This is a genomic window from Pseudomonas sp. R1-7 (assembly GCF_051132105.1).
GTDB lineage: Bacteria > Pseudomonadota > Gammaproteobacteria > Pseudomonadales > Pseudomonadaceae > Aquipseudomonas.
Map to the genome: position 1 here is coordinate 810,001 of NZ_CP071661.1, position 25,140 is coordinate 835,140.

General features: G+C 59.4%; 16 protein-coding genes, 1 tRNA gene and 2 rRNA genes (1 of these 19 only partly in view). 14 read left to right on the forward strand and 5 right to left on the reverse strand.

Translation table 11 applies throughout. From position 1 onward, the window contains the following. The 9 genes from J3P79_RS03620 to J3P79_RS03660 form a co-directional block, all read left to right on the forward strand. Positions 1-62, forward strand: a tRNA-Ala gene (locus J3P79_RS03620); it begins 14 nt to the left of the window's first position. 251 nt (positions 63-313) lie between these two features. Continuing rightward, positions 314-3,205, forward strand: a 23S ribosomal RNA gene (locus J3P79_RS03625). Between the two features lie 156 nt (positions 3,206-3,361). Continuing rightward, positions 3,362-3,477 (forward strand): 5S ribosomal RNA (gene rrf / locus J3P79_RS03630). A 155-nt stretch (positions 3,478-3,632) separates the two neighbouring features. Continuing rightward, on the forward strand, positions 3,633-7,085 hold the full coding sequence (gene recC / locus J3P79_RS03635; protein ID WP_434608236.1) for an exodeoxyribonuclease V subunit gamma: 3,453 nt from the start codon (positions 3,633-3,635) through the stop codon (positions 7,083-7,085). Beyond that, positions 7,082-10,771, forward strand: a complete 3,690-nt coding sequence (gene recB, locus J3P79_RS03640; protein WP_434608239.1) for an exodeoxyribonuclease V subunit beta — start codon at positions 7,082-7,084, stop codon at positions 10,769-10,771. The genes recC and recB overlap by 4 nt, the downstream gene beginning before the upstream one ends. Further along, the gene (gene recD, locus J3P79_RS03645) at positions 10,768-12,855 is read left to right on the forward strand and encodes an exodeoxyribonuclease V subunit alpha (RefSeq protein WP_434608241.1); all 2,088 of its coding nucleotides are present in this window, start codon (positions 10,768-10,770) and stop codon (positions 12,853-12,855) included. Before recB ends, recD begins: the two co-directional genes overlap by 4 nt. 147 nt (positions 12,856-13,002) lie before the next feature. Beyond that, positions 13,003-13,578, forward strand: a complete 576-nt coding sequence (locus J3P79_RS03650) for a YfiR family protein (protein ID WP_434608242.1) — start codon at positions 13,003-13,005, stop codon at positions 13,576-13,578. After that, positions 13,575-14,843 carry a diguanylate cyclase domain-containing protein gene (locus J3P79_RS03655; protein ID WP_434608245.1) on the forward strand — a complete coding sequence of 423 codons (1,269 nt, stop codon included), beginning with the start codon at positions 13,575-13,577 and terminating at the stop codon, positions 14,841-14,843. The genes J3P79_RS03650 and J3P79_RS03655 overlap by 4 nt, the downstream gene beginning before the upstream one ends. 4 nt (positions 14,844-14,847) lie before the next feature. Continuing rightward, positions 14,848-15,351, forward strand: a complete 504-nt coding sequence (locus tag J3P79_RS03660) for an OmpA family protein (RefSeq protein ID WP_434608247.1) — start codon at positions 14,848-14,850, stop codon at positions 15,349-15,351. Here the strand turns inward: J3P79_RS03660 and J3P79_RS03665 are convergent. Beyond that, entirely contained in the window at positions 15,348-16,295 is a 948-nt protein-coding gene (locus J3P79_RS03665; RefSeq protein WP_045155065.1) for a LysR family transcriptional regulator, read from the reverse strand. The genes J3P79_RS03660 and J3P79_RS03665 overlap by 4 nt on opposite strands. 140 nt (positions 16,296-16,435) lie before the next feature. Here J3P79_RS03665 and J3P79_RS03670 point away from each other — a divergent pair, with 140 nt between their 5' ends. Beyond that, positions 16,436-17,962, forward strand: a complete 1,527-nt coding sequence (locus J3P79_RS03670; RefSeq protein ID WP_434608249.1) for a CoA-acylating methylmalonate-semialdehyde dehydrogenase — start codon at positions 16,436-16,438, stop codon at positions 17,960-17,962. 10 nt (positions 17,963-17,972) lie between these two features. Beyond that, positions 17,973-18,857 carry a 3-hydroxyisobutyrate dehydrogenase gene (gene mmsB, locus J3P79_RS03675; RefSeq protein WP_434608250.1) on the forward strand — a complete coding sequence of 295 codons (885 nt, stop codon included), beginning with the start codon at positions 17,973-17,975 and terminating at the stop codon, positions 18,855-18,857. A gap of 136 nt (positions 18,858-18,993) precedes the next feature. Here mmsB and J3P79_RS03680 read toward each other — a convergent pair whose 3' ends face one another. Together J3P79_RS03680 and J3P79_RS03685 are read right to left on the reverse strand one after the other, a co-directional pair. Next, entirely contained in the window at positions 18,994-19,338 is a 345-nt protein-coding gene (locus J3P79_RS03680) for a cupin domain-containing protein (RefSeq protein WP_039592382.1), read from the reverse strand. Between the two features lie 97 nt (positions 19,339-19,435). Further along, the gene (locus tag J3P79_RS03685; RefSeq protein WP_434608253.1) at positions 19,436-20,317 is read right to left on the reverse strand and encodes a LysR family transcriptional regulator; all 882 of its coding nucleotides are present in this window, start codon (positions 20,315-20,317) and stop codon (positions 19,436-19,438) included. A 208-nt stretch (positions 20,318-20,525) separates the two neighbouring features. On the opposite strand from J3P79_RS03685, the gene J3P79_RS03690 reads away from it, so the two are divergent. Beyond that, positions 20,526-21,290, forward strand: coding sequence for a sulfite exporter TauE/SafE family protein (locus J3P79_RS03690; RefSeq protein WP_434608254.1), 765 nt, complete (start codon positions 20,526-20,528; stop codon positions 21,288-21,290). Here the strand turns inward: J3P79_RS03690 and J3P79_RS03695 are convergent. Continuing rightward, the gene (locus tag J3P79_RS03695) at positions 21,280-21,594 is read right to left on the reverse strand and encodes a putative quinol monooxygenase (protein WP_434608256.1); all 315 of its coding nucleotides are present in this window, start codon (positions 21,592-21,594) and stop codon (positions 21,280-21,282) included. The genes J3P79_RS03690 and J3P79_RS03695 overlap by 11 nt on opposite strands. 198 nt (positions 21,595-21,792) lie before the next feature. On the opposite strand from J3P79_RS03695, the gene J3P79_RS03700 reads away from it, so the two are divergent. Then, positions 21,793-22,383, forward strand: coding sequence for an NAD(P)H-dependent oxidoreductase (locus tag J3P79_RS03700; protein WP_039592378.1), 591 nt, complete (start codon positions 21,793-21,795; stop codon positions 22,381-22,383). Between the two features lie 42 nt (positions 22,384-22,425). Continuing rightward, complete coding sequence (locus J3P79_RS03705; protein WP_434608258.1) at positions 22,426-23,343, forward strand: LysR substrate-binding domain-containing protein; 918 nt, start codon at positions 22,426-22,428, stop codon at positions 23,341-23,343. Between the two features lie 89 nt (positions 23,344-23,432). Here the strand turns inward: J3P79_RS03705 and J3P79_RS03710 are convergent, their stop codons facing one another. After that, positions 23,433-24,878, reverse strand: a complete 1,446-nt coding sequence (locus J3P79_RS03710) for a SulP family inorganic anion transporter (protein ID WP_434608260.1) — start codon at positions 24,876-24,878, stop codon at positions 23,433-23,435. Between the last annotated feature and the right edge of the window lie 262 nt (positions 24,879-25,140).

Below are 25,140 nucleotides of genomic sequence, written 5' to 3' on the forward strand. Positions count from 1 at the left end.
GCTGGGAGAGCGCCTGCCTTGCACGCAGGAGGTCAGCGGTTCGATCCCGCTTGGCTCCACCATTACAGATTGGTTCCAACGTTTAAAGCTTAGAAATGAGCATTCCACCAACAGGGTGATGAATGTTGATTTCTAGTCTTTTGATTAGATCGTTCTTTAAAAATTTGGGTATGTGATAGAAAGATAGACTGAACGTTACTTTCACTGGTAACGGATCAGGCTAAGGTAAAATTTGTGATTGGCTCTTTGGAGTCAAATCGAATTTTCGGCGAATGTCGTCTTCACAGTATAACCAGATTGCTTGGGGTTATATGGTCAAGTGAAGAAGCGCATACGGTGGATGCCTTGGCAGTCAGAGGCGATGAAAGACGTGGTAGCCTGCGAAAAGCTTCGGGGAGTCGGCAAACAGACTTTGATCCGGAGATGTCTGAATGGGGGAACCCAGCCATCATAAGATGGTTATCTTGTACTGAATACATAGGTGCAAGAGGCGAACCAGGGGAACTGAAACATCTAAGTACCCTGAGGAAAAGAAATCAACCGAGATTCCCTTAGTAGTGGCGAGCGAACGGGGACTAGCCCTTAAGCTTCTTTGATTTTAGCGGAACGCTCTGGAAAGTGCGGCCATAGTGGGTGATAGCCCTGTACGCGAAAGGATCTTAGAAGTGAAATCGAGTAGGACGGAGCACGAGAAACTTTGTCTGAATATGGGGGGACCATCCTCCAAGGCTAAATACTACTGACTGACCGATAGTGAACTAGTACCGTGAGGGAAAGGCGAAAAGAACCCCGGAGAGGGGAGTGAAATAGATCCTGAAACCGTATGCGTACAAGCAGTGGGAGCCCACTTTGTTGGGTGACTGCGTACCTTTTGTATAATGGGTCAGCGACTTATTTTCAGTGGCGAGCTTAACCGAATAGGGGAGGCGTAGCGAAAGCGAGTCTTAATAGGGCGTCTAGTCGCTGGGAATAGACCCGAAACCGGGCGATCTATCCATGGGCAGGTTGAAGGTTAGGTAACACTGACTGGAGGACCGAACCGACTACCGTTGAAAAGTTAGCGGATGACCTGTGGATCGGAGTGAAAGGCTAATCAAGCTCGGAGATAGCTGGTTCTCCTCGAAAGCTATTTAGGTAGCGCCTCATGTATCACTGTAGGGGGTAGAGCACTGTTTCGGCTAGGGGGTCATCCCGACTTACCAAACCGATGCAAACTCCGAATACCTACAAGTGCCGAGCATGGGAGACACACGGCGGGTGCTAACGTCCGTCGTGAAAAGGGAAACAACCCAGACCGTCAGCTAAGGTCCCAAAGTTATGGTTAAGTGGGAAACGATGTGGGAAGGCTTAGACAGCTAGGAGGTTGGCTTAGAAGCAGCCACCCTTTAAAGAAAGCGTAATAGCTCACTAGTCGAGTCGGCCTGCGCGGAAGATGTAACGGGGCTCAAACCATACACCGAAGCTACGGGTATCACGTAAGTGATGCGGTAGAGGAGCGTTCTGTAAGCCTGTGAAGGTGAGTTGAGAAGCTTGCTGGAGGTATCAGAAGTGCGAATGCTGACATGAGTAACGACAATGGGTGTGAAAAACACCCACGCCGAAAGACCAAGGTTTCCTGCGCAACGTTAATCGACGCAGGGTTAGTCGGTCCCTAAGGCGAGGCTGAAAAGCGTAGTCGATGGAAAACAGGTTAATATTCCTGTACTTCTGGTTATTGCGATGGAGGGACGGAGAAGGCTAGGCCAGCTTGGCGTTGGTTGTCCAAGTTTAAGGTGGTAGGCTGGAATCTTAGGTAAATCCGGGATTTCAAGGCCGAGAGCTGATGACGAGTTACCCTTTGGGTGACGAAGTGGTTGATGCCATGCTTCCAAGAAAAGCTTCTAAGCTTCAGGTAACCAGGAACCGTACCCCAAACCGACACAGGTGGTTGGGTAGAGAATACCAAGGCGCTTGAGAGAACTCGGGTGAAGGAACTAGGCAAAATGGCACCGTAACTTCGGGAGAAGGTGCGCCGGTGAGGGTGAAGCACTTGCTGCGTAAGCCCACGCCGGTCGAAGATACCAGGCCGCTGCGACTGTTTATTAAAAACACAGCACTCTGCAAACACGAAAGTGGACGTATAGGGTGTGACGCCTGCCCGGTGCCGGAAGGTTAATTGATGGGGTTAGCTAACGCGAAGCTCTTGATCGAAGCCCCGGTAAACGGCGGCCGTAACTATAACGGTCCTAAGGTAGCGAAATTCCTTGTCGGGTAAGTTCCGACCTGCACGAATGGCGTAACGATGGCGGCGCTGTCTCCACCCGAGACTCAGTGAAATTGAAATCGCTGTGAAGATGCAGTGTATCCGCGGCTAGACGGAAAGACCCCGTGAACCTTTACTATAGCTTTGCACTGGACTTTGAATTTGCTTGTGTAGGATAGGTGGGAGGCTTTGAAGCGTGGACGCCAGTCTGCGTGGAGCCATCCTTGAAATACCACCCTGGCAACTTTGAGGTTCTAACTCAGGTCCGTTATCCGGATCGAGGACAGTGTATGGTGGGTAGTTTGACTGGGGCGGTCTCCTCCTAAAGAGTAACGGAGGAGTACGAAGGTGCGCTCAGACCGGTCGGAAATCGGTCGTAGAGTATAAAGGCAAAAGCGCGCTTGACTGCGAGACAGACACGTCGAGCAGGTACGAAAGTAGGTCTTAGTGATCCGGTGGTTCTGTATGGAAGGGCCATCGCTCAACGGATAAAAGGTACTCCGGGGATAACAGGCTGATACCGCCCAAGAGTTCATATCGACGGCGGTGTTTGGCACCTCGATGTCGGCTCATCACATCCTGGGGCTGAAGCCGGTCCCAAGGGTATGGCTGTTCGCCATTTAAAGTGGTACGCGAGCTGGGTTTAGAACGTCGTGAGACAGTTCGGTCCCTATCTGCCGTGGACGTTTGAGATTTGAGAGGGGCTGCTCCTAGTACGAGAGGACCGGAGTGGACGAACCTCTGGTGTTCCGGTTGTCACGCCAGTGGCATTGCCGGGTAGCTATGTTCGGAAAAGATAACCGCTGAAAGCATCTAAGCGGGAAACTTGCCTCAAGATGAGATCTCACTGGAGCCTTGAGCTCCCTGAAGGGCCGTCGAAGACTACGACGTTGATAGGCAGGGTGTGTAAGCGCTGTGAGGCGTTGAGCTAACCTGTACTAATTGCCCGTGAGGCTTGACCATATAACACCCAAGCAATCTGTAGACTCGAAAGAGGCCAGATTGCGGTGTGTGAAGACGAAATGAACCGAAAGTTCGAGGCTCACAAAACACCGAAAGCTGTCACATACCCAATTTGCTGAAGCGAGGCCGTCAGGCCACGACTCAGTACCCGAATTTCTTGACGACCATAGAGCATTGGAACCACCTGATCCCATCCCGAACTCAGCAGTGAAACGATGCATCGCCGATGGTAGTGTGGGGTTTCCCCATGTGAGAGTAGGTCATCGTCAAGATTAAATTCCGAAACCCCTATCTGCTGATGCAGGTAGGGGTTTTGTTTTGCCCGCAGGAAAGTTCTTACGACACGTGCGGGCAGCTCCTGGCTGTCACAGCCCCCCGACAGTGCTAAGGTTCCGCCCTAGCTTTTGCATTTTTCAAGGATGCCTTTATGCCGGACGCGACGTCCCTTAGCCCTGCGTTCATGGTGGTTCACGGGAATCGCCTTGATGAGCTGCGCAGCCTGGTTATCAGTCTGATGCGACGTTATCCGCTAAGCCCTCTTGAAAATGAGATCGCCCTCGTTCAAAGCAACGGAATCGCCCAGTGGCTGAAGCTGGCATTGGCTGAAGACCCAGAAGACGACGACAGTGGCGGCTGCGGTATCGCGGCGGCCATCGAGGTGCAGTTGCCGGGCAGTTTCATGTGGCAGCTCTATCGAATGGTACTCGGGCGTAATGAGATCCCGGCCAAGTCCTTGCTGGATAAGGCCCCCCTCACCTGGAGGCTGATGCGTCTGCTGCCTCAGCTGATTGAGCAACCTCATTTCGAACCCCTGCGACGTTTCCTCACTCACGACGCTGATCTACGCAAGCGATACCAATTGTCTGAGCGTCTGGCTGATCTTTTCGACCAGTACCAGGTGTACCGAGCTGATTGGCTTGAAGATTGGGCGCAGGGACGCCATCAGACAAGGAGCGTGCGTGGCGAAACAAAGCCGCTTGCGGCGGCAAATTGTTGGCAAGCGGAGCTGTGGCGAGCCCTGCTTCTGGATGTGGGGGAGGCAGGCATGGCTCAAAGCCGTGCAGGCGTCCATCAGCGCTACCTCGAGCGCATCAATAACCTTGAGGTCGCTCCAAAAGGCCTACCGGCACGCGTAATAGTCTTTGGTATTTCTTCATTGCCAGCCCAAGCCCTTGAGGCCCTGGCCGGGCTTTCACGGTTCAGCCAGGTTTTGCTGTGTGTCCATAATCCCTGTCGTTACCATTGGGCGGACATCGTCGCCGACAAGGACCTGCTTCGTCATCAGTACAAACGACAGGCACGCAAAAGCAGCATGCCAAACGTCCTTGATTCGCAAGCCTTGCACCAACATGCTCATCCGCTATTGGCCGCTTGGGGAAAGCAAGGGCGCGACTACATCAACCTTCTCGACAGCTACGATGATCCAACCACCTATCGCTCGGTATTTCGCGAGGGACGGATCGACCTCTTCAGCGAAGGCAATCCCACGACCCTTCTCAGCCAATTGCAGGACGACATCCTGGAGTTACGCCCCCTGGATGAAACCCGAAAACAGTGGCCAGCCGTCGATCCCGAACAAGATCAGTCGATCCGTTTTCATGTTGCCCACAGCGCCCAGCGTGAAGTTGAGATCCTGCATGACCAGCTGCTTGCCCACTTCAGCAAGGATTTCAACCTGCGTCCCCGGGATATCATCGTCATGGTCCCGGATATCGACAGCTATGCGCCGCATATTCGCGCCGTGTTCGGCCAGCTCGACAGGGCTGACCCACGTTTCATTCCATTCACGCTGACAGACCAGGGCCAGCGAGGTCGAGACCCTCTACTGATTGCCGTCGAGCATTTGCTCAAGCTCCCGGACAGTCGCTTTCCGGTCAGCGAGATCCTCGATCTGCTGGATGTGCCCGCATTGCGCGAGCGGTTTGGTATTGATGAGGCTGACTTGCCGACCCTGCACCGCTGGATCGAAGGCGCGGGCATTCGGTGGGGGATGAGTGCCGTACATCGCGCCGGCTTGGGGTTGCCCGCGGAGCTTGAACAGAACAGCTGGCGTTTCGGTCTGCGGCGCATGTTGCTGGGGTATGCGGTGGGCAATTCAGACGCCTACGAAGGTATCGAGCCCTATGACGAAATCGGCGGCCTCGATGCGGCTTTGATCGGTCCGCTGGTCGCTTTGCTGGACGCGCTGGAAGTTGCTCACCAAGAGCTCAGCCAGCCAGCGTCACCCAGGATTTGGGGCGCGCGTTTGCATGACTTGATGCAATTATTCTTCCTGGCGAGCAACGAGCACGACGATTATCTGCTGGCCCAACTCGAGGATCTGCGTGAAACATGGCTGGAAACCTGCGATTCGGTCCGGCTGGATGACGAACTGCCTTTGACGGTAGTCAGAGAAGCCTGGCTGGCCGGGTTGGACCAGGGCAAATTATCCCAACGCTTCCTCGCCGGAGCGGTCAATTTCTGTACGCTGATGCCGATGCGGGCGATCCCCTTCAAGCTGGTTTGTTTGCTGGGTATGAACGACGGCGATTACCCGCGAGCTCAACCACCGTTGGATTTCGATCTCATGGGTAGCGATTATCGGCCGGGCGATCGCTCCCGGCGCGAGGATGATCGCTATCTACTATTGGAAGCGCTGCTTTCTGCTCGGGAGAAGCTCTACATCAGTTGGGTGGGTCGCAGCATTCGTGACAACAGCGATCGGCCTGCATCGGTCTTGATCGGCCAATTGCGCGATCACCTCGCCAACGGTTGGCGGCTGGCAAACGGTGATGAGGATCTACTTGGGGCATTGACCCAAGAGCATCCGTTGCAACCATTTAGCGCTCGCTATTTTTATCAAGGTGATGGGCTGTTCAGCTATGCCAGTGAATGGCGAGCGCTTCACCAGCCCCCTGAGAACGGTGCAATGCCTGCAATGTTGGAGCCCTATATCCAGGAAGAGCCCTTGGGGATCGGTCAGTTGCAGGATTTTTTGCGCAACCCCGTACGTCATTTCTTCAGTCAGCGACTCCAGGTGTTCTTCGAAGCGTTCGAAGCCCCCCTGGCCGATGACGAACCTTTCGTTCTCGATGCGCTGCAGCGCTACAGCCTGAGCGACAGCCTGCTCGAAGCTGCCCTTGTTCGCCTTGACCAACCAGACCTGGCATTGGCGGCGCACGCCAAAAGGTTGCAAAACAGTGGCCTGTTACCTATGGCGGGGTTCGGTGAAAGCCTGCAACGCGAGCTGATCGAGCCATTGCCTGACCTGCTCCAGCGTTACCAGCAACTCCTGGCTTCATGGCCCACTCCACTGACCAGTGCCATACCCGTCAGTCTGCGGTTGCACGATGTCAGTGTAGAGGGATGGCTCAGCGGGCTGCACCAGCGAGCCGATGGCTCGTTTCTCGCAATCACCTCGATCCCAAACAGCATCGGTTCTACCAAGACCCGCAAATGGCATCGACTGATACGGCCCTGGGTCAATCATCTCGTAGCTTGTGCCAGCGGGCTTTCGATGACTACCGCACTGGTCGCCAGCGATGACAGCTTGTTGCTTGCCCCGTTCGAAGAGGCGGTGGCGCGACAGATGCTGGGCGATTTGCTGCAAGCCTGGCAAACCGGCATGCGCCAGCCTTTGCCTATTGCGGTGAAGACCGCGTTCGCCTGGCTCGCCCAAAGCGACCCGGAAAAAGCCCTGGCGGCGGCTCGCAAAGCCTATGAAGGCGATGGGCTGACATTTGAGGGCGAGCGCCGGGAAAGCCCCGCCCTGGCTCGGCAATACGCCGATTTCAATGCGCTGATGGCTGACGAAACGTTTCCCGACTGGTGTGATGCGCTTTACCGGCCGCTGCTCGACGCGCCTTGGCGCTCATTGGTCAGTGAGGACGCGCATCCATGAGTCGACAGATTCCCTTGGCCCTGGCATTCCCGCTTCGTGGCAGCCAATTGATCGAGGCCAGCGCCGGCACCGGGAAGACCTTTACCATTTCTGCGTTGTATTTGCGTCTGGTGTTAGGGCATGGCGATCCGCAGACCCGGTTTGACCGCGAGTTGCTCCCTCCGCAGATTCTGGTGGTGACCTTTACCGATGCCGCCACCAAGGAGCTTCGCGAGCGTATCCGCACGCGCCTTGCGGAAGCGGCGCGTTTTTTCCGTAACGAAATTCCCGCCCCGGACTCGTTGATCGCCTCGCTGCGTGATGAGTTTAGCCAGGAGCAGTGGGCTGCCTGCGCGAGCCGGCTCGATATAGCCGCGCAATGGATGGACGAAGCGGCCGTTTCGACTATCCATAGCTGGTGCCAGCGAATGCTTCGCGAGCATGCCTTCGACAGCGGCAGCCTGTTTACCCAGACCTTGGAAACCGACCACAGCGAATTGCTCGGGGAAGTGTTGCGGGATTACTGGCGCCTGTTCTGCTACTCGATGCAAGGCGAAGCATTGAACTGGGTGCGAACCCACTGGGGCGGCCCTGCCGCTCTGTTGCCCCGGGTAAGGGGTTTGTTTTCCAGCTCTCGAGGTGAGGCGCAGGGGATTGAGCCGGCCGAACTGATTGCCGCGTCCTTGCAGGAACGTAGCGCCGCATTGCTCGACCTCAAGGCCCCTTGGCGACAATGGGCCGTGGAGTTGCTGGAGATCTGCCAGCAAGGCGTTGCCAATAAAAGCGTTGACGGACGCAAGATGCAGGCTCGCTATTTCGAGCCCTGGTTTCAGAAAATCACTGCTTGGGTGGAAGACGAAAGTCTTGAGCTGCTGGACATTGGCACCGGCTTCACACGGCTGACGCCCGAGGGCATGGCCGAGGCATGGAAAGGCGAGGTGCCCAGCCATCCGGGGCTGGATGCAATGTCGGCGCTCAAGGCCAGCCTGGACGCCTTGCCCACCCCGGACGCCGCAGTATTGCAACATGCCGCGCAATGGGTCGGGACACGCTTCGAAGCGGAGAAGCGTCGCCGGGCGGAAATGGGCTTCGACGATATGCTGCTGCGCCTGGACGCGGCTTTGCAGGCCGAAGGCGGGGAGCGGCTGGCGAGCCTGATTCGCGAGCAATTTCCGGTGGCGTTGATCGATGAATTCCAGGACACCGATCCGGTCCAGTACCGGATCTTCGAAAGCATCTATCGTATTGAAGAAAACAACCCGGCTACCGGGCTATTCCTGATCGGTGATCCGAAGCAGGCCATTTATGCGTTTCGCGGTGCGGACATCTATACCTACCTGCGCGCCAGGGAAGCCACCGCTGGCCGATTGCATACGCTGGGGACAAACTTCCGTTCCAGCCATGCCATGGTCGGCGCGGTGAATCAGGTCTTCCAGCATGCCGAGGCGCGTCAGCAAGGGCGGGGAGCGTTCCTGTTCCGCGAGGCAACAGGTGACAACCCGGTGCCGTTCCTGCCTGTGGAGTCCCAAGGTCGCAAGGAGTCATTGCAGGTAGCGGGGCAGCCCTTGGCGGCCCTGAATATCTGGCACTTGGCTTCCGACCAACCCGTCTCCGGTGCGGTGTATCGGCAGCAGATGGCGGGAGCCTGCGCCAGTGAAATCACAGCGCTGCTTAACGGCGGCCAATCGGGGCGCGATGGTTTTTTCCAAGATGGAAAACTGCTTCGTGGAATTCTGCCTGCCGACATCGCCATCCTCGTACGCGATGGCAAGGAAGCGCAGGCCGTGCGAGGCGAATTGTCCGCACGAGGCGTGCGCAGCGTCTACCTTTCCGACAAGGACTCGGTGTTCGCTTCACAGGAAGCGCGTGACTTGCTGACTTGGCTCAAGGCGTGCGCCGAGCCGGATGTCGAGCGACTGCTGCGGACAGCCTTGGCAAGCATCACGTTGAATCTGCCGCTTACGGAACTCGAGCGCCTGAACCAGGATGAACTGGCTTGGGAAAGTCGCGTCATGCAGTTCCGTGGCTATCGGATGGTCTGGCGCACGCAAGGCGTGCTGCCAATGCTGAGGCGCTTGTTGCACGATTTCAAATTGCCCCAGGCCTTGATGACCCGTGATGATGGCGAGCGGGTACTGACCAACCTGCTGCACCTTTGTGAGTTGTTGCAGCAGGCCGCAGTCGAGCTGGATGGCGAGCAAGCCATGATTCGTTATCTGTCCGAGCATCTGGCCTTGACCGGGCAGGCGGGAGAAGAGCAGATCCTGCGCCTCGAAAGCGATGAGCAATTGGTCAAGGTGGTAACGATTCATAAATCCAAGGGATTGGAATACCCCTTGGTGTTCCTGCCATTCATATGCTCGACGAAACCGGTGGATGGCAGTCGATTGCCGCTGCATTACCACGATGAGCGCGGCCAGGCGCAGGTCAGTCTCTTGCCTACCCCGGAACTGGTTGCCAAGGCCGATGACGAGCGCCTGGCCGAGGATCTGCGTCTTTTGTATGTGGCGCTCACCCGGGCCCAGCACACCTGCTGGCTGGGAGTTGCCGACCTCAAGCGCGGCAGTAACAACCGCTCGATCCTGCATTTGTCTGCCCTGGGCTACCTGCTGGGTGGTGGTGCGGCGCTGAACGAGTCGGTGGAACTGAGGCGCTGGTTGGAAGACCTGCAGCAAGGCAGCCAGGCGGTGAACTGCCAGGATATGCCGCCGGCCAACGACGAGCGCTATCGACCCGCACGCAACGACGCGGTCCTTCTGCAACCCTTGCTTGCGCTGCGCAAAGCCAGCGAGAACTGGTGGATTGCGTCCTATAGCGCCTTGCGTTTTGGCGAAAGCCTCAACGCCGGCGGCGACACCTCGCCGGAAGACCCTCAGGCCCAGAAATTGTTCGATGATGAGCGACTCGATCCGGACGCTCCACGGGAAACCGTGGCTGCCGGCGGTGACATCCACCGCTTTCCCCGCGGCCCTCACCCTGGCACCTTCCTGCACGGCCTCCTGGAGTGGGCCGCCGGCGAAGGGTTTCCAACAGAGCCAGCCATCATCGAGGATGCCGTTGCCCGACGCTGCAACCGTCGGGGTTGGAACGGCTGGATCAATACGCTGGGCGACTGGTTGCTGCACCTGACCCAGACGCCTTTGCAGATTGGTGATGGCCAGCCGCCGGTGGTGCTGGGACACTTGACCCGGTTCCAAGTGGAAATGGAATTCTGGTTCGCCAGTCACAAGGTCGATGTGCTCAAGCTTGATGACCTGGTTTGCCGCTTCACCCATGACGGTGCGGATCGTGTCACTGCGGAACCCGTATTGCTCAATGGTATGTTCAAAGGGTTTATCGACCTGGCCTTCGAGCACGACGGCCGGTATTACGTGGCCGACTACAAATCCAATTGGCTGGGAATGGACGACGCTGCCTATACCAGGCCGGCCATGGAGCAATCGATCCTGGACAACCGCTATGACTTGCAATACGTGCTGTACCTGTTGGCCTTGCATCGCCAGCTCAAGGCGCGTTTGCCCGATTATGACTACGACCGGCATGTCGGCGGCGCGTTGTATATATTCCTTCGCGGCACGCGCGCAGCCAGCCAGGGTGTCTACTTCAGCAAGCCTGCACGCGCCTTGATAGAGCAACTGGATCGCCTGTTCCAAGGCGCGCCAGAACCCAAGGCAGAACCTGCTTGGGTGCAGGGGGAATTGTTATGAGTCGTTCTTTTGCCGATCTGCTTCCCAAGCCATCCGAAGACGAGAGCCTGAGGGGCCTGGCGCCCTTGAGCGAAGTGGATGACCTCTTGCTGCTGTTGACCCGCTGGGTGGAGCGCGGTTGGTTGCGGGCCCTGGACAAGGCGTTCGTCTTGTTCCTCCATGAGTTGTGCCCGGATGACGACCCGCTGGTATTGCTTGCCGCCGCACTCACAAGCCATCAGTTGGGCCATGGGCATGTCTGTCTGGATCTGTTCGAAACGCTCAAGGAACCGGATTTCGCATTGTCGTTGCCGCCGGAGGGCGACCTGCAGGCGGGCGTGATGTTGCTGCCATCGCAAATATTGCAGACGCTGGACGGTGCCGGCTGGTGCAAGGTACTGGCTTGCAGCCCGCTGGTGGCTCTGGCCGGTGACGATAGTGAGCAGGTGCGGCAACGACCGATGGTACTCGCTGGTAAACGTCTCTATCTGCGTCGTTACTGGGGTTACGAGCGGCGAATCGATGGCGCGCTGCGTCAACGACTGGCCGATCACGGCGCGGTCCCCGATGACCTTGGAGCGCGCTTGTCCGGTTTGTTCGGGCCGGCCCGCGGGACAGGTCCGATCGACTGGCAGAAACTGGCGTGCGCGCTGGCGACTCGGAGCGCGTTCAGTATCGTCACGGGCGGCCCGGGTACGGGCAAGACCACCACGGTCGTGCGTCTGCTCGCCTTGCTGCAGGCACCCGCGGTCGAAGCAGGGAAACCGCTGCGCATTCGCCTGGCCGCGCCCACCGGTAAGGCGGCGGCGCGCCTGACCGAGTCCATCAGCCAACAGGTTCGCACGCTGGATGTCACCGATGCCGTGCGTGAACGCATTCCCTGCGAAGTCACCACGGTCCATCGCCTGCTGGGCAGTCGTCCCGGCACTCGCCATTTTCGTCACCACGCAGGCAACCGACTGCCACTGGATGTGCTGGTCGTCGATGAAGCATCGATGATCGATCTGGAGATGATGGCCAATCTGCTGGATGCGCTGCCGCCTCACGCGCGTTTGGTATTGCTGGGGGACAAAGACCAGTTGGCTTCGGTAGAAGCCGGCGCGGTACTCGGCGATTTGTGCCGGGATGCCGAAGAGGCCTGGTATAGCCCGCAGACCCGGGCCTGGCTGGAATCCGTCAGCGGCGAGGACCTGATGGCTAGCGATCTGAAACAGGATCTGGACGGCACCCATCCCTTGGCCCAGCAAGTGGTCATGCTCAGGCATTCCCGGCGTTTCGGCGAGGGCAGCGGTATAGGCCAGTTGGCTCGCAGGGTCAACGGGCAACAGCCGGAGCAGGCCCGTGAGTTGTTGCGGGAGGGCAAATATTCCGATTTGTCCGCGTTGGCCTTGAAAGGTGAACACGATGCTGCGTTTGAACGTTTGCTGCTGGACGGCCAGGCGTCAGGGCCGCAGGGATACCGGCATTACCTGAGTGTCTTGCGGCAACGACGCCCGACGGCGTCCCGTCCGCTGGAGGACGACTGCTGGGCTGATTGGGCCCGTGAGGTCTTGTCGGCGTTCGACGAGTTCCAATTGCTCTGCACGGTACGCAAAGGCCCGTGGGGTGTCGAAGGATTGAACCAGCGGATCACTGCGGCGCTGCTCAAGGCGCGCCTGATCGACAATGACCAGCTCTGGTATGAAGGGCGTCCGGTATTGATGACGCGCAACGATTACGGACTGGGATTGATGAATGGCGATATCGGTATTGCCCTCAAGTTGCCTGAGCGTGACGGACCCGATGCGGGAAAACAGGTGCTGCGTGTCGCCTTCCCTCGTAACGACGGCCGAGGTGGCGTGCGTTTTGTGCTCCCCAGTCGATTGAATGATGTGGAAACCGTGTTCGCCATGACCGTGCACAAATCCCAAGGCTCGGAATTTACCCACACGGCATTGATTCTTCCGGACGCACTGAACCCGGTGCTGACCAAGGAGCTGGTGTACACCGCCATCACCCGGGCCAAGCAATGGTTCAGCCTGATCGAGCCTCGCGCTGGAATATTCGAAGAGGCAGTGCGACGCAAGGTCAAGCGCTTGAGCGGGCTGATGTTGGAGTGGGAATAAAGTGATGGAATGACTGGTTTTTTGCGCTTCAGTGTGTCGGTTGCGCTAATGCCTGTTTTTTGTCGGAGCTCTCTGTAGGACACTGTCTCGCTGGCTTTTTGACACTGTGCTATCGTTCCGGCTCTTATCTACAGCTAGAGATCATGCATGGCGCCGATGGTACGGGAGACGATGGGCCGCAAGGATTGCAGGCATTATGTGCTTGCCGTTCTTTTGTGGCTGCTGTCGCCGGGGGTCGTTGCCCAGGACCCGCCGACCGCTACCCGAGCCGACCAGCGAGCCGAGGCCGTTACGCAAGTCGTACTGGGCATTCTCAGCTACGCCCGTTGGCCGGTTGAGCCAACGCAATTGCAACTGTGCATCGTCGGCCCGACCCAATACACCGATAACCTGGTCAAAGGCACCACCCAGGCCACCGGTCGACCCGTGACCGTGCAGCGCGTGCTGGCTGATTATCCGAGCATCGCCACTGACTGCAACGCTGTCTATATCGGCAACCTGAGCAGTGATGAACGTTCCCGTCTATTCGCCTCGCTGATCGGCAAACCGGTGTTGAGCATCAGCGAGGGCGGTGACCAGTGCACCGTTGGCAGCCTGTTCTGCCTGCGGGTCGGTGACGAGCAAGTGTCGTTCGAGGTCAATCTCGATTCGGTGGCCCGCAGCGGCGTGCGTATTCATCCGAGTGTCCTTCAATTATCGCGCCGCAGGCCAACTGCCCCATGAGTTCGTCAAAACCACGAATTCGTCCCACGTTGGGGTCGGTCATTGGTCGCGGTCATCTGATCGTCGCGCTGGTGGCGATCACTATGGCCAGTGTCTCCCTGACTTTGCTGGGCGTGCTTGCCCTGCGTGTCTATGCCGATCACAACCTGCATCTTATCGCTCGCTCGATCAACTACACCGTGGAAGCCGCCGTGGTGTTCGATGATGCAGCCGCCGCCACTGAAGCGCTGGCCTTGATTGCCACGACCGAAGAAGTCGCCGATGCGCAGGTGTTCAACGCACATGGCCGCTTGTTGGCGCATTGGCGGCGGCCGGAAACCGGACTCCTGTCGGAGTTGGAGATGCACATCGCCAAGGCGTTCCTGGAAAAGCCCATCAGCCTCCCCATCGTCCATCAAGGGCGCGATATCGGCAGGATCCTTTTGGCCGGGCATGGCGGCAGTCTGTTGCGTTTTCTGCTCAGCGGCTTGGCCGGGATCATTGTGTGCACCGCAGTCAGCGCCTGGGTCGCGCTGTATCTGGCGCGACGTCAGCTACGGGCGATCACCGGACCGTTGCGCAGCTTGGCTGAAGTCGCCCACGCCGCGCGCTGCGAGCGAGCACTGGACCGACGGGTGCCGCCGGCCGACATCGCGGAGTTGGACAATCTGGGCAACGACTTCAATGGCTTGCTCGCTGAGCTGGAGTCCTGGCAGACCCACCTGCAAAGCGAAAACGAAACCTTGGCTCACCAGGCCAGCCACGACAGCCTGACCGGATTGCCTAACCGAGCATTTTTCGAAGGCCGATTGATCCGCGCCTTGCGCAACGCCAGCAAGCTCGACGAGCAAGTGGCCGTCCTGTATCTGGACAGTGATCGCTTCAAAGGCATCAATGACAACTTCGGCCACGCGGCCGGCGACGCGGTGCTGACGGCCGTTGCAACCCGGGTCAGGGCGCAGTTGCGAGAGGATGACCTTGTGGCACGCCTGGGCGGCGACGAATTCGCCGTGCTGCTGACGCCGTTGCACAAAACCGAGGATGCGCAGCGTATCGCTGAAAAGATCATCGCCAGCATGGAAATGCCGATCCAACTGCCGGGTAATGCCTCGGTCCTGACTTCCCTCAGTATCGGTATCGCCGTTTACCCCGAGCACGGCGCAACACCGGGTGCGCTGCTCAGTGCCGCCGATGCGGCGATGTACCAGGCCAAACGCCTCGCCCGAGGCGGCCAACACACGGCGGGGGCGGAGCACCCGGTCGCGGATCTTCAAACCAGGAGCTGAATGCATGTTTTCGAATGCTCGTTTTCCCGTGCTGCGGTTCGCAGCATTTTTACTGGTCGCCGTTTTTACCCTGGCAGCGTGCCAGACCACTCCCCAAAAAGGCCTGACCCCAGCGCAAATCGCCGTGCTCAAGGAGCAGGGCTTCAAATTGACGGACGATGGCTGGGCCTTTGGTCTTTCCGGCAAAGTGCTGTTTGGCAGCGATGTGGAAAGCCTCAATCCGGCCAGCACTGAAATTGTCGAGCGGATTGGCAAGGCCTTGCTGGGCGCCGGTATCGAACGAGTGCGCGTCGATGGTCACACCGACGCATCAGGCTCCCAAGCCTATAACGAACAGCTGTCGATACGTCGGGCCAACAGCGTCGGCAAAGTATTGATTGGCGTGGGCATGCGTGGAGAAAACGTCCAACTACGTGGTTTTGGCAGCAGCCAACCCGTCGCGTCCAACGACACCGCCAGCGGCCGCACCGAAAACCGCCGTGTCGCCATCGTAGTCATCGCCGACTAGTCGGCGAACACCATCTCCCGGCTGTTGCCCATCAGCAATGGCCGGTTCTGCTCAGTGACATCCCTGATGTAATCCCACAGCAACGTAATCCGCTTGAGCTTGCGCAGGTCCTCCCGGCAGTACATCCAGAATTGGCGAGTGACCGTGATTTCCGCTGGCAGCACCGGCAACAGGCGCGGGTCTTGGGCCGCCAGGAAGCACGGCAGGATAGCCAGTGACCGACCTTGCTGTGCCGCGACAAACTGCGCAATAACGCTGGTGCTGCGCAGAAGAGCATGCGCGCCGGGCAGGACGTTGGCGAGGTACAGCAGCTCGGAACTGAACGCCAAATCGTCTACATAGCTGATGAACGAATGCTTGGCCAAGTCCGCCGGGCGGTGGATGGGCGGGTGATTGTCCAGGTATTGCTGGGTTGCGTAGAGCTGCAGCCGATAGTCGCACAGCTTGCAGCATACGTATGGGCCATGTTCAGGGCGTTCGAGGGCGATAACGATGTCGGCTTCGCGCTTGGAGAGGCTGATGAAGTGCGGCAGCGGCAGGATGTCCACCGAAATGGCTGGGTAGGCATCGACGAAGTGGCTCAATTGCGGCGTGATGAAAAAGCTGCCGAAGCCTTCCGTGCATCCCATGCGCACATGGCCCGACAGCGCAACGCCGGAGCCTGAAACCTGTTCGCAAGCCATGTGCAGCGTGCTTTCGATCGATTCGGCGTAGCCCAGCAATCGCTGGCCTTCGGAAGTCAGGACAAACCCGTTGGTCCGGGATTTTTCGAACAGCAGCGTGCCCAGCGAAGCTTCCAGCGAGCTGATGCGTCGCGACACCGTCGTGTAGTCGACGGCCAGGCGCTTGGCGGCCGTGCTGGCCTTGCGGGTACGGGCCACTTCGAGAAAAAACTTGAGGTCGTCCCAATTCAGCGACCCTAGGGAGGTGATGTTTTTTTGCATGATGGACCGGATTTTATGTGCGTTCTTATTAGAAGTTTGCACATCTATACTCCAAAAACCGTCTTATCACCAAGCGTGTGCATACGCCTTGGTCTTTGCTGAACCAGCGCTCTCTTATAAGAACAATCCCGGAGGCCAGCATGAACGTTTCCCTTACGCCCAGCGACACCGCCCTGCAAACCGTCAGACTGTTGATCGATGGTGAGTGGGTTGAATCCCAATCCAGCGAATGGCACGACATCGTCAACCCGGCCACCCAAGAAGTGCTGGCGAAGGTCCCGTTTGCCACGGCTTCGGAAGTCGATGCCGCCATCTCCGCCGCCCAGCGGGCTTTCCAGACCTGGAAGCTGACGCCCATCGGTGCGCGCATGCGCATCATGCTCAAGCTCCAGGCCTTGATTCGCGAGCATTCCAAGCGCATTGCCGCGGTGCTCAGCGCCGAACAGGGCAAGACCATTGCGGACGCCGAGGGCGATATTTTCCGTGGCCTGGAAGTGGTCGAGCACGCCTGTTCCATCGGCACCCTGCAGATGGGTGAGTTCGCCGAAAACGTCGCCGGTGGCGTTGACACCTACACGCTGCGCCAACCGATCGGGGTGTGCGCGGGCATCACGCCGTTCAACTTCCCGGCGATGATTCCGCTGTGGATGTTCCCGATGGCCATCGCCTGCGGCAACACCTTTGTGCTCAAGCCATCGGAGCAGGATCCGTTGTCGACCATGCTCCTGGTGGAACTGGCCATCGAGGCCGGCGTCCCGGCAGGTGTGCTCAACGTGGTGCACGGCGGCAAGGACGTGGTGGATGCGCTCTGCACCCACAAGGACATCAAGGCCGTTTCCTTTGTCGGTTCGACCGCGGTCGGCACCCATGTCTATGACCTGGCGGGTCGCCATGGCAAGCGCGTGCAATCGATGATGGGCGCCAAGAACCACGCGGTGGTGTTGCCTGATGCCAATCGTGAGCAGACCCTCAACGCCCTGGTCGGTGCCGGTTTCGGCGCGGCGGGCCAGCGTTGCATGGCCACCTCAGTGGTGGTGATGGTGGGTGCGGCAAAACAGTGGTTGCCAGAGCTCAAGGCCTTGGCACAAAAACTCAAGGTCAATGCCGGCAGCGAGCCGGGCACCGACGTCGGTCCGGTGATTTCCAAGCGGGCCAAGGCGCGCATTCTCGAGTTGATCGAGAGCGGCGTGCAGCAAGGGGCGAAGCTGGAACTCGATGGCCGTGGCATCAGCGTGCCGGGCTTCGAGCAAGGCAACTTCGTCGGCCCGACCCTGTTTTCCGGCGTGACCACCGACATGCGCATCTATACCGAAGAAATCTTCGGCCCGGTGCTGGTGGTGCTGGAAGTGGACACGCTGGACCAGGCCATCGCGTTGGTCAATGCCAACCCGTTCGGCAACGGCACCGGCCTGTTCACCCAGAGCGGTGCGGCGGCGCGCAAATTCCAGAGCGAAATCGATGTCGGCCAGGTGGGCATCAATATCCCGATCCCGGTGCCGGTGCCGTTCTTCAGCTTTACCGGTTCCCGCGGTTCGAAACTCGGCGACCTCGGCCCCTACGGCAAACAAGTGGTGCAGTTCTACACTCAAACCAAGACCGTGACCGCACGCTGGTTCGATGACGACAGCGTCAATGACGGTGTGAACACCACCATCAATTTGCGTTGAGGATCCGGACATGAACATCGCATTTATCGGCCTGGGCAACATGGGCGCGCCGATGGCGCGCAACCTGCTCAAGGCTGGCCATTCGCTGAACCTGTTCGACCTGAACCAGACGGTGCTGGCCGAACTGGCGGCGCTGGGCGGTACCATCAGTGCCTCGCCGCGCGATGCGGCCCAGGGCGCTGCATTGGTGATCACCATGCTGCCGGCCGCTGCCCATGTGCGCAGTGTCTGGCTGGGTGAAGACGGCGTGCTGGCCGGCATCGCCGCCGGCACACCGGCGGTGGATTGCAGCACCATCGATCCCCAGACCGCCCGCGACGTGGCGGCTGCCGCGGCGAAACAAGGGGTGGCGATGGCCGATGCGCCGGTCTCGGGCGGCACCGGCGGTGCCGCGGCGGGCACGTTGACTTTCATGGTCGGCGCTACGCAGGAGTTGTTTTCCACGTTGCAACCGGTGCTGGCGCAGATGGGTCGCAACATTGTGCACTGTGGCGAAGTCGGCACCGGGCAGATCGCCAAGATCTGCAACAACCTGCTGCTGGGGATTTCCATGGTGGGTGTCAGCGAAGCCATGGCCCTGGGCGATGCCTTGGGAATCGACACCCAGGTGCTGGCCGGCATCATCAACAGTTCGACGGGCCGTTGCTGGAGCTCGGACACCTACAACCCATGGCCGGGCGTGATCGAAACGGCCCCGGCGTCTCGCGGTTATACCGGCGGTTTCGGCGCGGACCTGATGCTCAAGGACCTGGGCCTGGCCACTGAAGCCGCGCGCCAGGTCCGTCAGCCGGTGATATTGGGGGCGGTGGCGCAGCAGTTGTATCAGGCGATGAGCCAGCGAGGCGAGGGCGGCCAGGATTTCTCGGCGATTGTGAACAGCTATCGCAAGCCGTAGTAAACCCTGCGGTGTTCTGAAGCTTTTGTGGCGAGGGGATTTAGCGAAACGTCGCACCGCCCCTCGCCACAGGGTTATGCATTCCAGAAGTTGTTTTCCGAGAGACCACGTCGGGTGGTTTCTCGGCTTTTTTGCCTCAGGCAAAGACGAAATATTTGCGCACGGTCTCGACCACTTCCCAAGTACCTTTCATGCCCGGCTCGACGACGAAGATGTCACCGGCGCGCAGATGGATCGGCTCCATGCCGTCCGGCGTAATCACGCAGTAGCCTTCCTGGAAATGGCAGTACTCCCACTTCACATAATCCACACGCCATTTGCCCGGCGTGCAGATCCAGGTGCCCATGATCTTGCTGCCGTCTTCGCTGGTGTACGCGTTGAGGTTGACGGTGTGCGGGTCGCCTTCGAGTTTTTCCCATTTGCAGGCGTCGAGTACGGGCAGCGGGTGGGTGTCGCGCAGGACGGTGATGGGTGCGGTCATGTGAGCTCCGAAAGGGGCAGAAAAGAACAGGCACCCTAACGCGCGGCATGAGCGGGTAGATGTCTGTGGTCGACACCGGGCTATCCAGAAGCGCGCATCACTCGGCCAGATGCCGGGCCAGCGTCTTGGCGTAGGCAGGCAAGCCTTCGAAGTTGCGGGCGCAGAGCAGCAATGCCCGGTTGGCCCAGGCCTCTTGCAGCGGGACACAGTGATATGACGGCTCGAATGGGCGCCGGTCGATGGCAGCCCTGGGCACGATGGCAATGCCGGCACCGTGCGCGACCATGCGGATCACCCCGTCGAAACCGTCGGCGCGAATGCGGATTTGCATGCGCGAGCCGATGTGCAGCGCCTGTTCTTCCAGATGGATCGCCAAGGCGCTGGAGGCGTTCAGCCCGACATAGTCGTGGCTGAGGGTCTCGCTGAAACGCACGGCACGGCCGTCAGCCAGTGGGTGTCCGGTCGGTAGGAGCAATACCAGCGGGTCGTCGCGAAAAGACCAGGCCTGAAGGCCATCGGTGTCCACCGCGTCGGAAACGATCCCCAGGTCCGCGGTGCCCTGGCGCAGCGCATGGGTGATCCGTGAACTGGGCAATTCCTGCAGGTCAATGTCGAGGTTGGGATGGGCCTTGAGAAAATCGGCGAGCCGTTCGGGCAGGTACTCGGTCATGGCGCTGGTGTTGCACAGTAGCCGCACCCGGCCTTTGGTGCCTTGGGCGTATTCGGCCAGGTCCTGCTGGAGGCGTTCGGCATGTTGCAACAGGATCCGCGCATGTTCGGCCAGGGCTTTTCCGGCCGGTGTCGGGGTTACGCCGCGCCGTCCGCGTTCAAGCAGGTCGATGCCCAGGGAGGCTTCCATGGCCCGGATCCGTGCACTGGCCGCAGCCAGGGACAAGTGGCTGCGAGTGGCGCCGGCGGTGATGTTGCCGGTGTCGAGGATGTGCAGGTAGAGACGCAGGTCGGTGAGGTCGAAGTGCATGAGGCCGGTCTCAAATTCTGCGGTGTTGGGTGTGCCGTCTTCGCGAGCCTGCTCGCTCCCACAATTTGAAATGCAACTCCCTGTGGGAGCTAGCTTGCTCGCGAAGGCGTCAGTAGTGTCGATAAAATTTTCAGCCTCTTGCCAGAGAAGAGGCACCCTCAGTGTATGACACATTTCCAAACCAAGGCATGGGTCGCACGATAGTCCCATGAATACACTCCTCGCTTTCTATCAAAACCTCGGCCCGGCCCTTTCCCTGCTGGTTATTGGCACCTTCCTGCTGGCCGGCACGATCAAGGGTGTGATCGGCCTCGGCCTGCCGACAGTCGCCATGGGCTTGCTCGGGCTGGCTATGGCCCCGGCACAGGCAGCGGCGCTATTGATCATTCCGGCAACCCTGACGAACCTCTGGCAATTGGCGTCTGGTGGACATCTGACAAGGCTTATCCGGCGCCTCTGGCCGTTGCTGCTGGCGATTTTCATAGGCACCGGTCTCGGCACACTGTGGGTCGGCATGATCGGTGGGGCCTGGGCGATACGAGGGCTCGGCGCTGCGCTGGTGGTCTATGCGTCGAGCGGATTGTGGTTGCCAACGTTGAAGGTCAGTGCCAGGCATGAAGGCTGGCTCGCCCCGGCCTGTGGACTGCTCACCGGTTTGATCACCTCGGCCACTGGAGTGTTCGTGATTCCAGCGGTGCCGTACCTACAGGCCTTGGGCTTGAACAAGGATGAGCTGGTGCAAGCCTTGGGCCTGTCCTTCACCGTTTCCACATTGGCCTTGGCGGTCGGGCTGTCGTGGCGAGGCGCCTTGGGCGGCGGGGAGCTGAGCGCTTCGCTGCTGGCGTTGGTGCCGGCGCTGTTGGGGATGTGGCTGGGGCAATGGCTGCGCCAGCGGATCAGCGCCGTGTTGTTCAAGCGGGTATTTTTCATTGGCCTCGGCGTGCTCGGCGGCCATCTGCTGGTCAGCGGCTAGCCGAGGATGGGCTGAGCATGTCGACACGGCGAATATCGAAGTCGTGCTCCAGGTAATCCATGCGCTGTTCGAAGAATTGCTTCATGTGCGGCAGGTTCGAGTGCATGTCCAGATCAGCCTGGGACGCCCAGATCTCATAGAAGATAAACAACGTCGGGTCCTGCTGGTCCCGCAGCATGTGGTATTCGATGCAACCGGGCTCGGCGCGACTGGGTTCGACGTAAGCCCGGAACAACGCTTCGAAGGCTTCGGCTTTTTCCGGGCGGGTCTTGGCGTGCAGGATGAAACCGTGCAATTCGCTCATCAGGTTAGGCTCCTGGCTTAAACGGTTGGCGAATTCTACGGCAACAATAAGTGGCCTATTCGTGCGTTTTGGTCAAAACAGTTTTGTCGTTGCGGTGCTTATTCCTCGCGAAGCGCATCGGTACTCTGCCGCCATCATTTTTAATCTTCCATTTGGCGTCGGCCCAGCGGCCACGCCTTGGAACCGATGAGGCTCCCGATGAAAAAAGTCCTGCTACTCAATGGCGGCAAACAATTCGCCCATTCCGACGGTCGCTATAACGCCACCCTTCACGATACCGCGCTAAGCGTCCTGGACCGTGGCGGCCTGGATGTGAAAACCACCTTCATCGACGGTGGTTACGACATCAAGGAAGAGGTCGCCAAATTTCTCTGGGCCGACGTGATCATTTACCAGATGCCCGGCTGGTGGATGGGGGCCCCGTGGACCGTGAAGAAATACATCGACGAAGTGTTCACCGAAGGCCACGGCAGCCTCTATGCCAGCGATGGCCGCACGCGTTCCGATGCTTCGCAGAAGTACGGCAGCGGTGGCCTGGTGCAGGGCAAGCAGTACATGTTGTCGCTGACCTGGAACGCCCCGCAGCAAGCCTTCGACGACCCGAGCGACTTCTTCGAAGCCAAGGGTGTGGACGCCGTGTACTTCCCGTTCCACAAGGCCAATCAGTTTCTTGGCATGACTGGCCTGCCGACCTTCCTGTGCGTAGACGTGATGAAGCGCCCGAACATTGAGGAAGATGTGGCGCGGTATGAGCGGCATTTGATCGAGGTGTTCGGCCTTTCGCGGTAATCCGGCTACTATCGGGACTTGCCTGAAAGCGAGAGGACACTTGTGAAAGCCAGATCCGACGAGTTGCAGATTTTCGTCTGCGTGATCGAATGCGGATCCATCTCCGCCGCCGCCGAGCAAGTCGGGCAGACGCCCTCGGCGGTCAGTCGCACGTTGTCGCGGCTGGAGGCCAAGCTCGACACCACGTTGATCAATCGCACCACGCGGCGCATGGACTTGACCGAAGAGGGCAAATATTTCTTCGAACAGGCCAAGGGCATTCTCGACCAGATGGATGAACTGGAAGAGCGTCTGTCGTCTCGCCAGAAAAATCCCGCCGGGCGCCTGCGAATCAACGCCGCATCACCGTTCATGCTCCACGCAATCGTTCCCCACATCGACGAGTTCCGCACGCTCTATCCGGATATCCAGCTGGAGCTCAACAGCAATGACTTGATCATTGATTTGCTCGAGCAGAGCACGGATGTCGCCATCCGCATCGGCACCCTCACTGATTCGACACTGCATGCTCGCTCGCTGGGGTGCAGTCCGTTGCACATCCTGGCGAGCCCGGCTTACCTGAAGCAGCGTGGCATGCCCAAGAGCGTCGCCGAGCTGGCCGAGCATTCGTTGTTGGGCTTTGCCCAGAACGACGGGCTCAACCAGTGGCCACTGCGTCACATCCACGGTGATCGCTGGGTGATCCAGCCGGCCATCAGCGCGTCCAGTGGCGAAACGGTGCGTCACCTGGCCTTGCAAGGGCAGGGCATTGCCTGCCTGTCGGATTTCATGACCCGGGACGACATCCAAACCGGCCGGCTGAAGGTGCTGCTGGCCGATGCCAACAGCGGCTATCGCCAGCCAATCAACGCGGTGTACTACCGCAATTCGCAACTGGCCCTGCGGATCCAGTGTTTCCTGGACTTTATCCAGGGCAAGCTCGCCGAATACGCCTCGCGGGAGTTCAAGGCTGACTCGTGACTCCAAGGCAAGAGTGATTGAGGCGGCCCGTGAGTTGCTGGGTTGCCCTGCAACCTGGAATCCCCCACAGGTTTTGTGTCGGCGTCTTGTCAGTCGTGGTGCACGCCCGCGCGCTTGAGCATCCGCTTGCAGCGCTCCGACAGGTGGAACACGCGCAGATGCTTGCCGGCCTTGCTGTAGCGATCGCGCAGGGTCATCAACGCGGCGATGGCAGAGTAGTCGACGAAGCTCAAGTGGCGACAATCGACCGTCACCAGGGCCGGGTCGTTGGCCGGGTCGAACTGATTGAGGAACTGGGTCGTCGAGGCGAAGAACAACGTGCCGTGCAGGTGATAAAGCTTGCTGCCGTCCGCCTCCATGTGCGCGTCGGCGTACAGCTCCCGGGCTTGTTGCCAGGCAAAGTTGAGCGCCGCGATGATGATTCCGCAAAGCACGGCGACGGCCAGGTCGGTGAATACCGTGATGACGGTCACCGCGATGATCACCAGCACATCGTTCGCCGGAACTTTGTTGACCACCCGCAACGACGCCCAGGCGAAAGTCTGTTGCGACACCACGAACATCACGCCCACCAGCGCCGCCAGGGGAATGCGCTCGATCAGCGGCGACAGAAACAGCACGAACAGCAACACCATTACCCCGGCCACCACGCCCGATAACCGCCCGCGCCCGCCCGAGCTGAGGTTGATCATCGTCTGGCCGATCATCGCGCAACCGCCCATGCCGCCCAACAGGCCGGAGGCCATGTTGGCAGCACCCAGCGCCACGCACTCACGGTCCGGATAACCACGGCTTTCGGTGATTTCATCGGTCAGGTTCAGGGTCAGCAGGGTTTCCAGCAAACCGACCATCGCCATGATGACCGCATAGGGCGCGACGATTTGCAGGGTTTCGAGGTTCCAGGGAATGTCTGGCCAGGCAAAGGTCGGCAAGCCGCCCGCGATGTGGGCCATGTCGCCCAGCGTCCGGGTCGGCAGGCCGAGCAGATAGACCGCCAGGCCAACGCCGAGGATCGCCACAAGGGCCGGCGGCACGCTGCGGGTCAGGCGCGGCAGCAGGTAGACGACGGCCATGGTCAGCGCCACCAGCCCGGCCATCAAGTAGAGCGGGGTGCCGCTGAGCCAGACGCCGTCGTTCTTGAAATGCTCCAGTTGCGCCAGCGCAATCACAATGGCCAAGCCATTGACGAAGCCGAGCATCACCGGGTGCGGCACCATGCGCACCAGCTTGCCCAGCCGTAACAGCCCGAACGCCATCATGATCAGCCCGCCCAGCAGCACGGTCGCCAACAGATACTGCACACCGTGCTGCACCACCAGCGCGACGATCACCACGGCCATCGACCCCGCCGCGCCTGACACCATCCTGGGCCGACCGCCGAACAAAGCGGTCAGCGTGCAAATGATGAACGCACCGTACAACCCCATCAGTGGGTTGAGGTGTGCCACCAGGGCGAAGGCAATGCATTCGGGGAGCAAGGCGAAAGAGGTGGTGAGGCCGGCGAGGGCGTCGGCGCGAAGACGTGCTGGTTTCATGATTTACCTGACTGGGCGCCGGTGGGAGCGTCGGCTGCCGGGGAATGGTGCGAAAAACAGGTGCGGATGGTACGGAATTGAGTGCGGGGCGGCCAGCCATTGGTCGATTGCGTTGATGAAATGGCGCTGCTGCGCCCGAAGCGTCGGACCGCCGCAGCGCCAGCAAGCTTCCTCGCCACCGGAGCGATGAAAGTCTTGCGCCGAATTTTCATTAGCGCCCTGTCACGATGTCCGTCAGCGACAAGTTTTACCTGTGCGCGAA

Excerpts from the sequence above, each read along its gene's own strand:
- recC (WP_434608236.1), top strand. The coding sequence starts at position 3,633 with ATGCCGGACGCGACGTCCCTTAGCCCTGCGTTCATGGTGGTTCACGGG.
- recB (WP_434608239.1), top strand. The coding sequence starts at position 7,082 with ATGAGTCGACAGATTCCCTTGGCCCTGGCATTCCCGCTTCGTGGCAGC.
- recD (WP_434608241.1), top strand. The coding sequence starts at position 10,768 with ATGAGTCGTTCTTTTGCCGATCTGCTTCCCAAGCCATCCGAAGACGAG.
- J3P79_RS03650 (WP_434608242.1), top strand. The coding sequence starts at position 13,003 with ATGGCGCCGATGGTACGGGAGACGATGGGCCGCAAGGATTGCAGGCAT.
- J3P79_RS03655 (WP_434608245.1), top strand. The coding sequence starts at position 13,575 with ATGAGTTCGTCAAAACCACGAATTCGTCCCACGTTGGGGTCGGTCATT.
- J3P79_RS03660 (WP_434608247.1), top strand. The coding sequence starts at position 14,848 with ATGTTTTCGAATGCTCGTTTTCCCGTGCTGCGGTTCGCAGCATTTTTA.
- J3P79_RS03665 (WP_045155065.1), bottom strand. The coding sequence starts at position 16,295 with ATGCAAAAAAACATCACCTCCCTAGGGTCGCTGAATTGGGACGACCTC.
- J3P79_RS03670 (WP_434608249.1), top strand. The coding sequence starts at position 16,436 with ATGAACGTTTCCCTTACGCCCAGCGACACCGCCCTGCAAACCGTCAGA.
- mmsB (WP_434608250.1), top strand. The coding sequence starts at position 17,973 with ATGAACATCGCATTTATCGGCCTGGGCAACATGGGCGCGCCGATGGCG.
- J3P79_RS03680 (WP_039592382.1), bottom strand. The coding sequence starts at position 19,338 with ATGACCGCACCCATCACCGTCCTGCGCGACACCCACCCGCTGCCCGTA.
- J3P79_RS03685 (WP_434608253.1), bottom strand. The coding sequence starts at position 20,317 with ATGCACTTCGACCTCACCGACCTGCGTCTCTACCTGCACATCCTCGAC.
- J3P79_RS03690 (WP_434608254.1), top strand. The coding sequence starts at position 20,526 with ATGAATACACTCCTCGCTTTCTATCAAAACCTCGGCCCGGCCCTTTCC.
- J3P79_RS03695 (WP_434608256.1), bottom strand. The coding sequence starts at position 21,594 with ATGAGCGAATTGCACGGTTTCATCCTGCACGCCAAGACCCGCCCGGAA.
- J3P79_RS03700 (WP_039592378.1), top strand. The coding sequence starts at position 21,793 with ATGAAAAAAGTCCTGCTACTCAATGGCGGCAAACAATTCGCCCATTCC.
- J3P79_RS03710 (WP_434608260.1), bottom strand. The coding sequence starts at position 24,878 with ATGAAACCAGCACGTCTTCGCGCCGACGCCCTCGCCGGCCTCACCACC.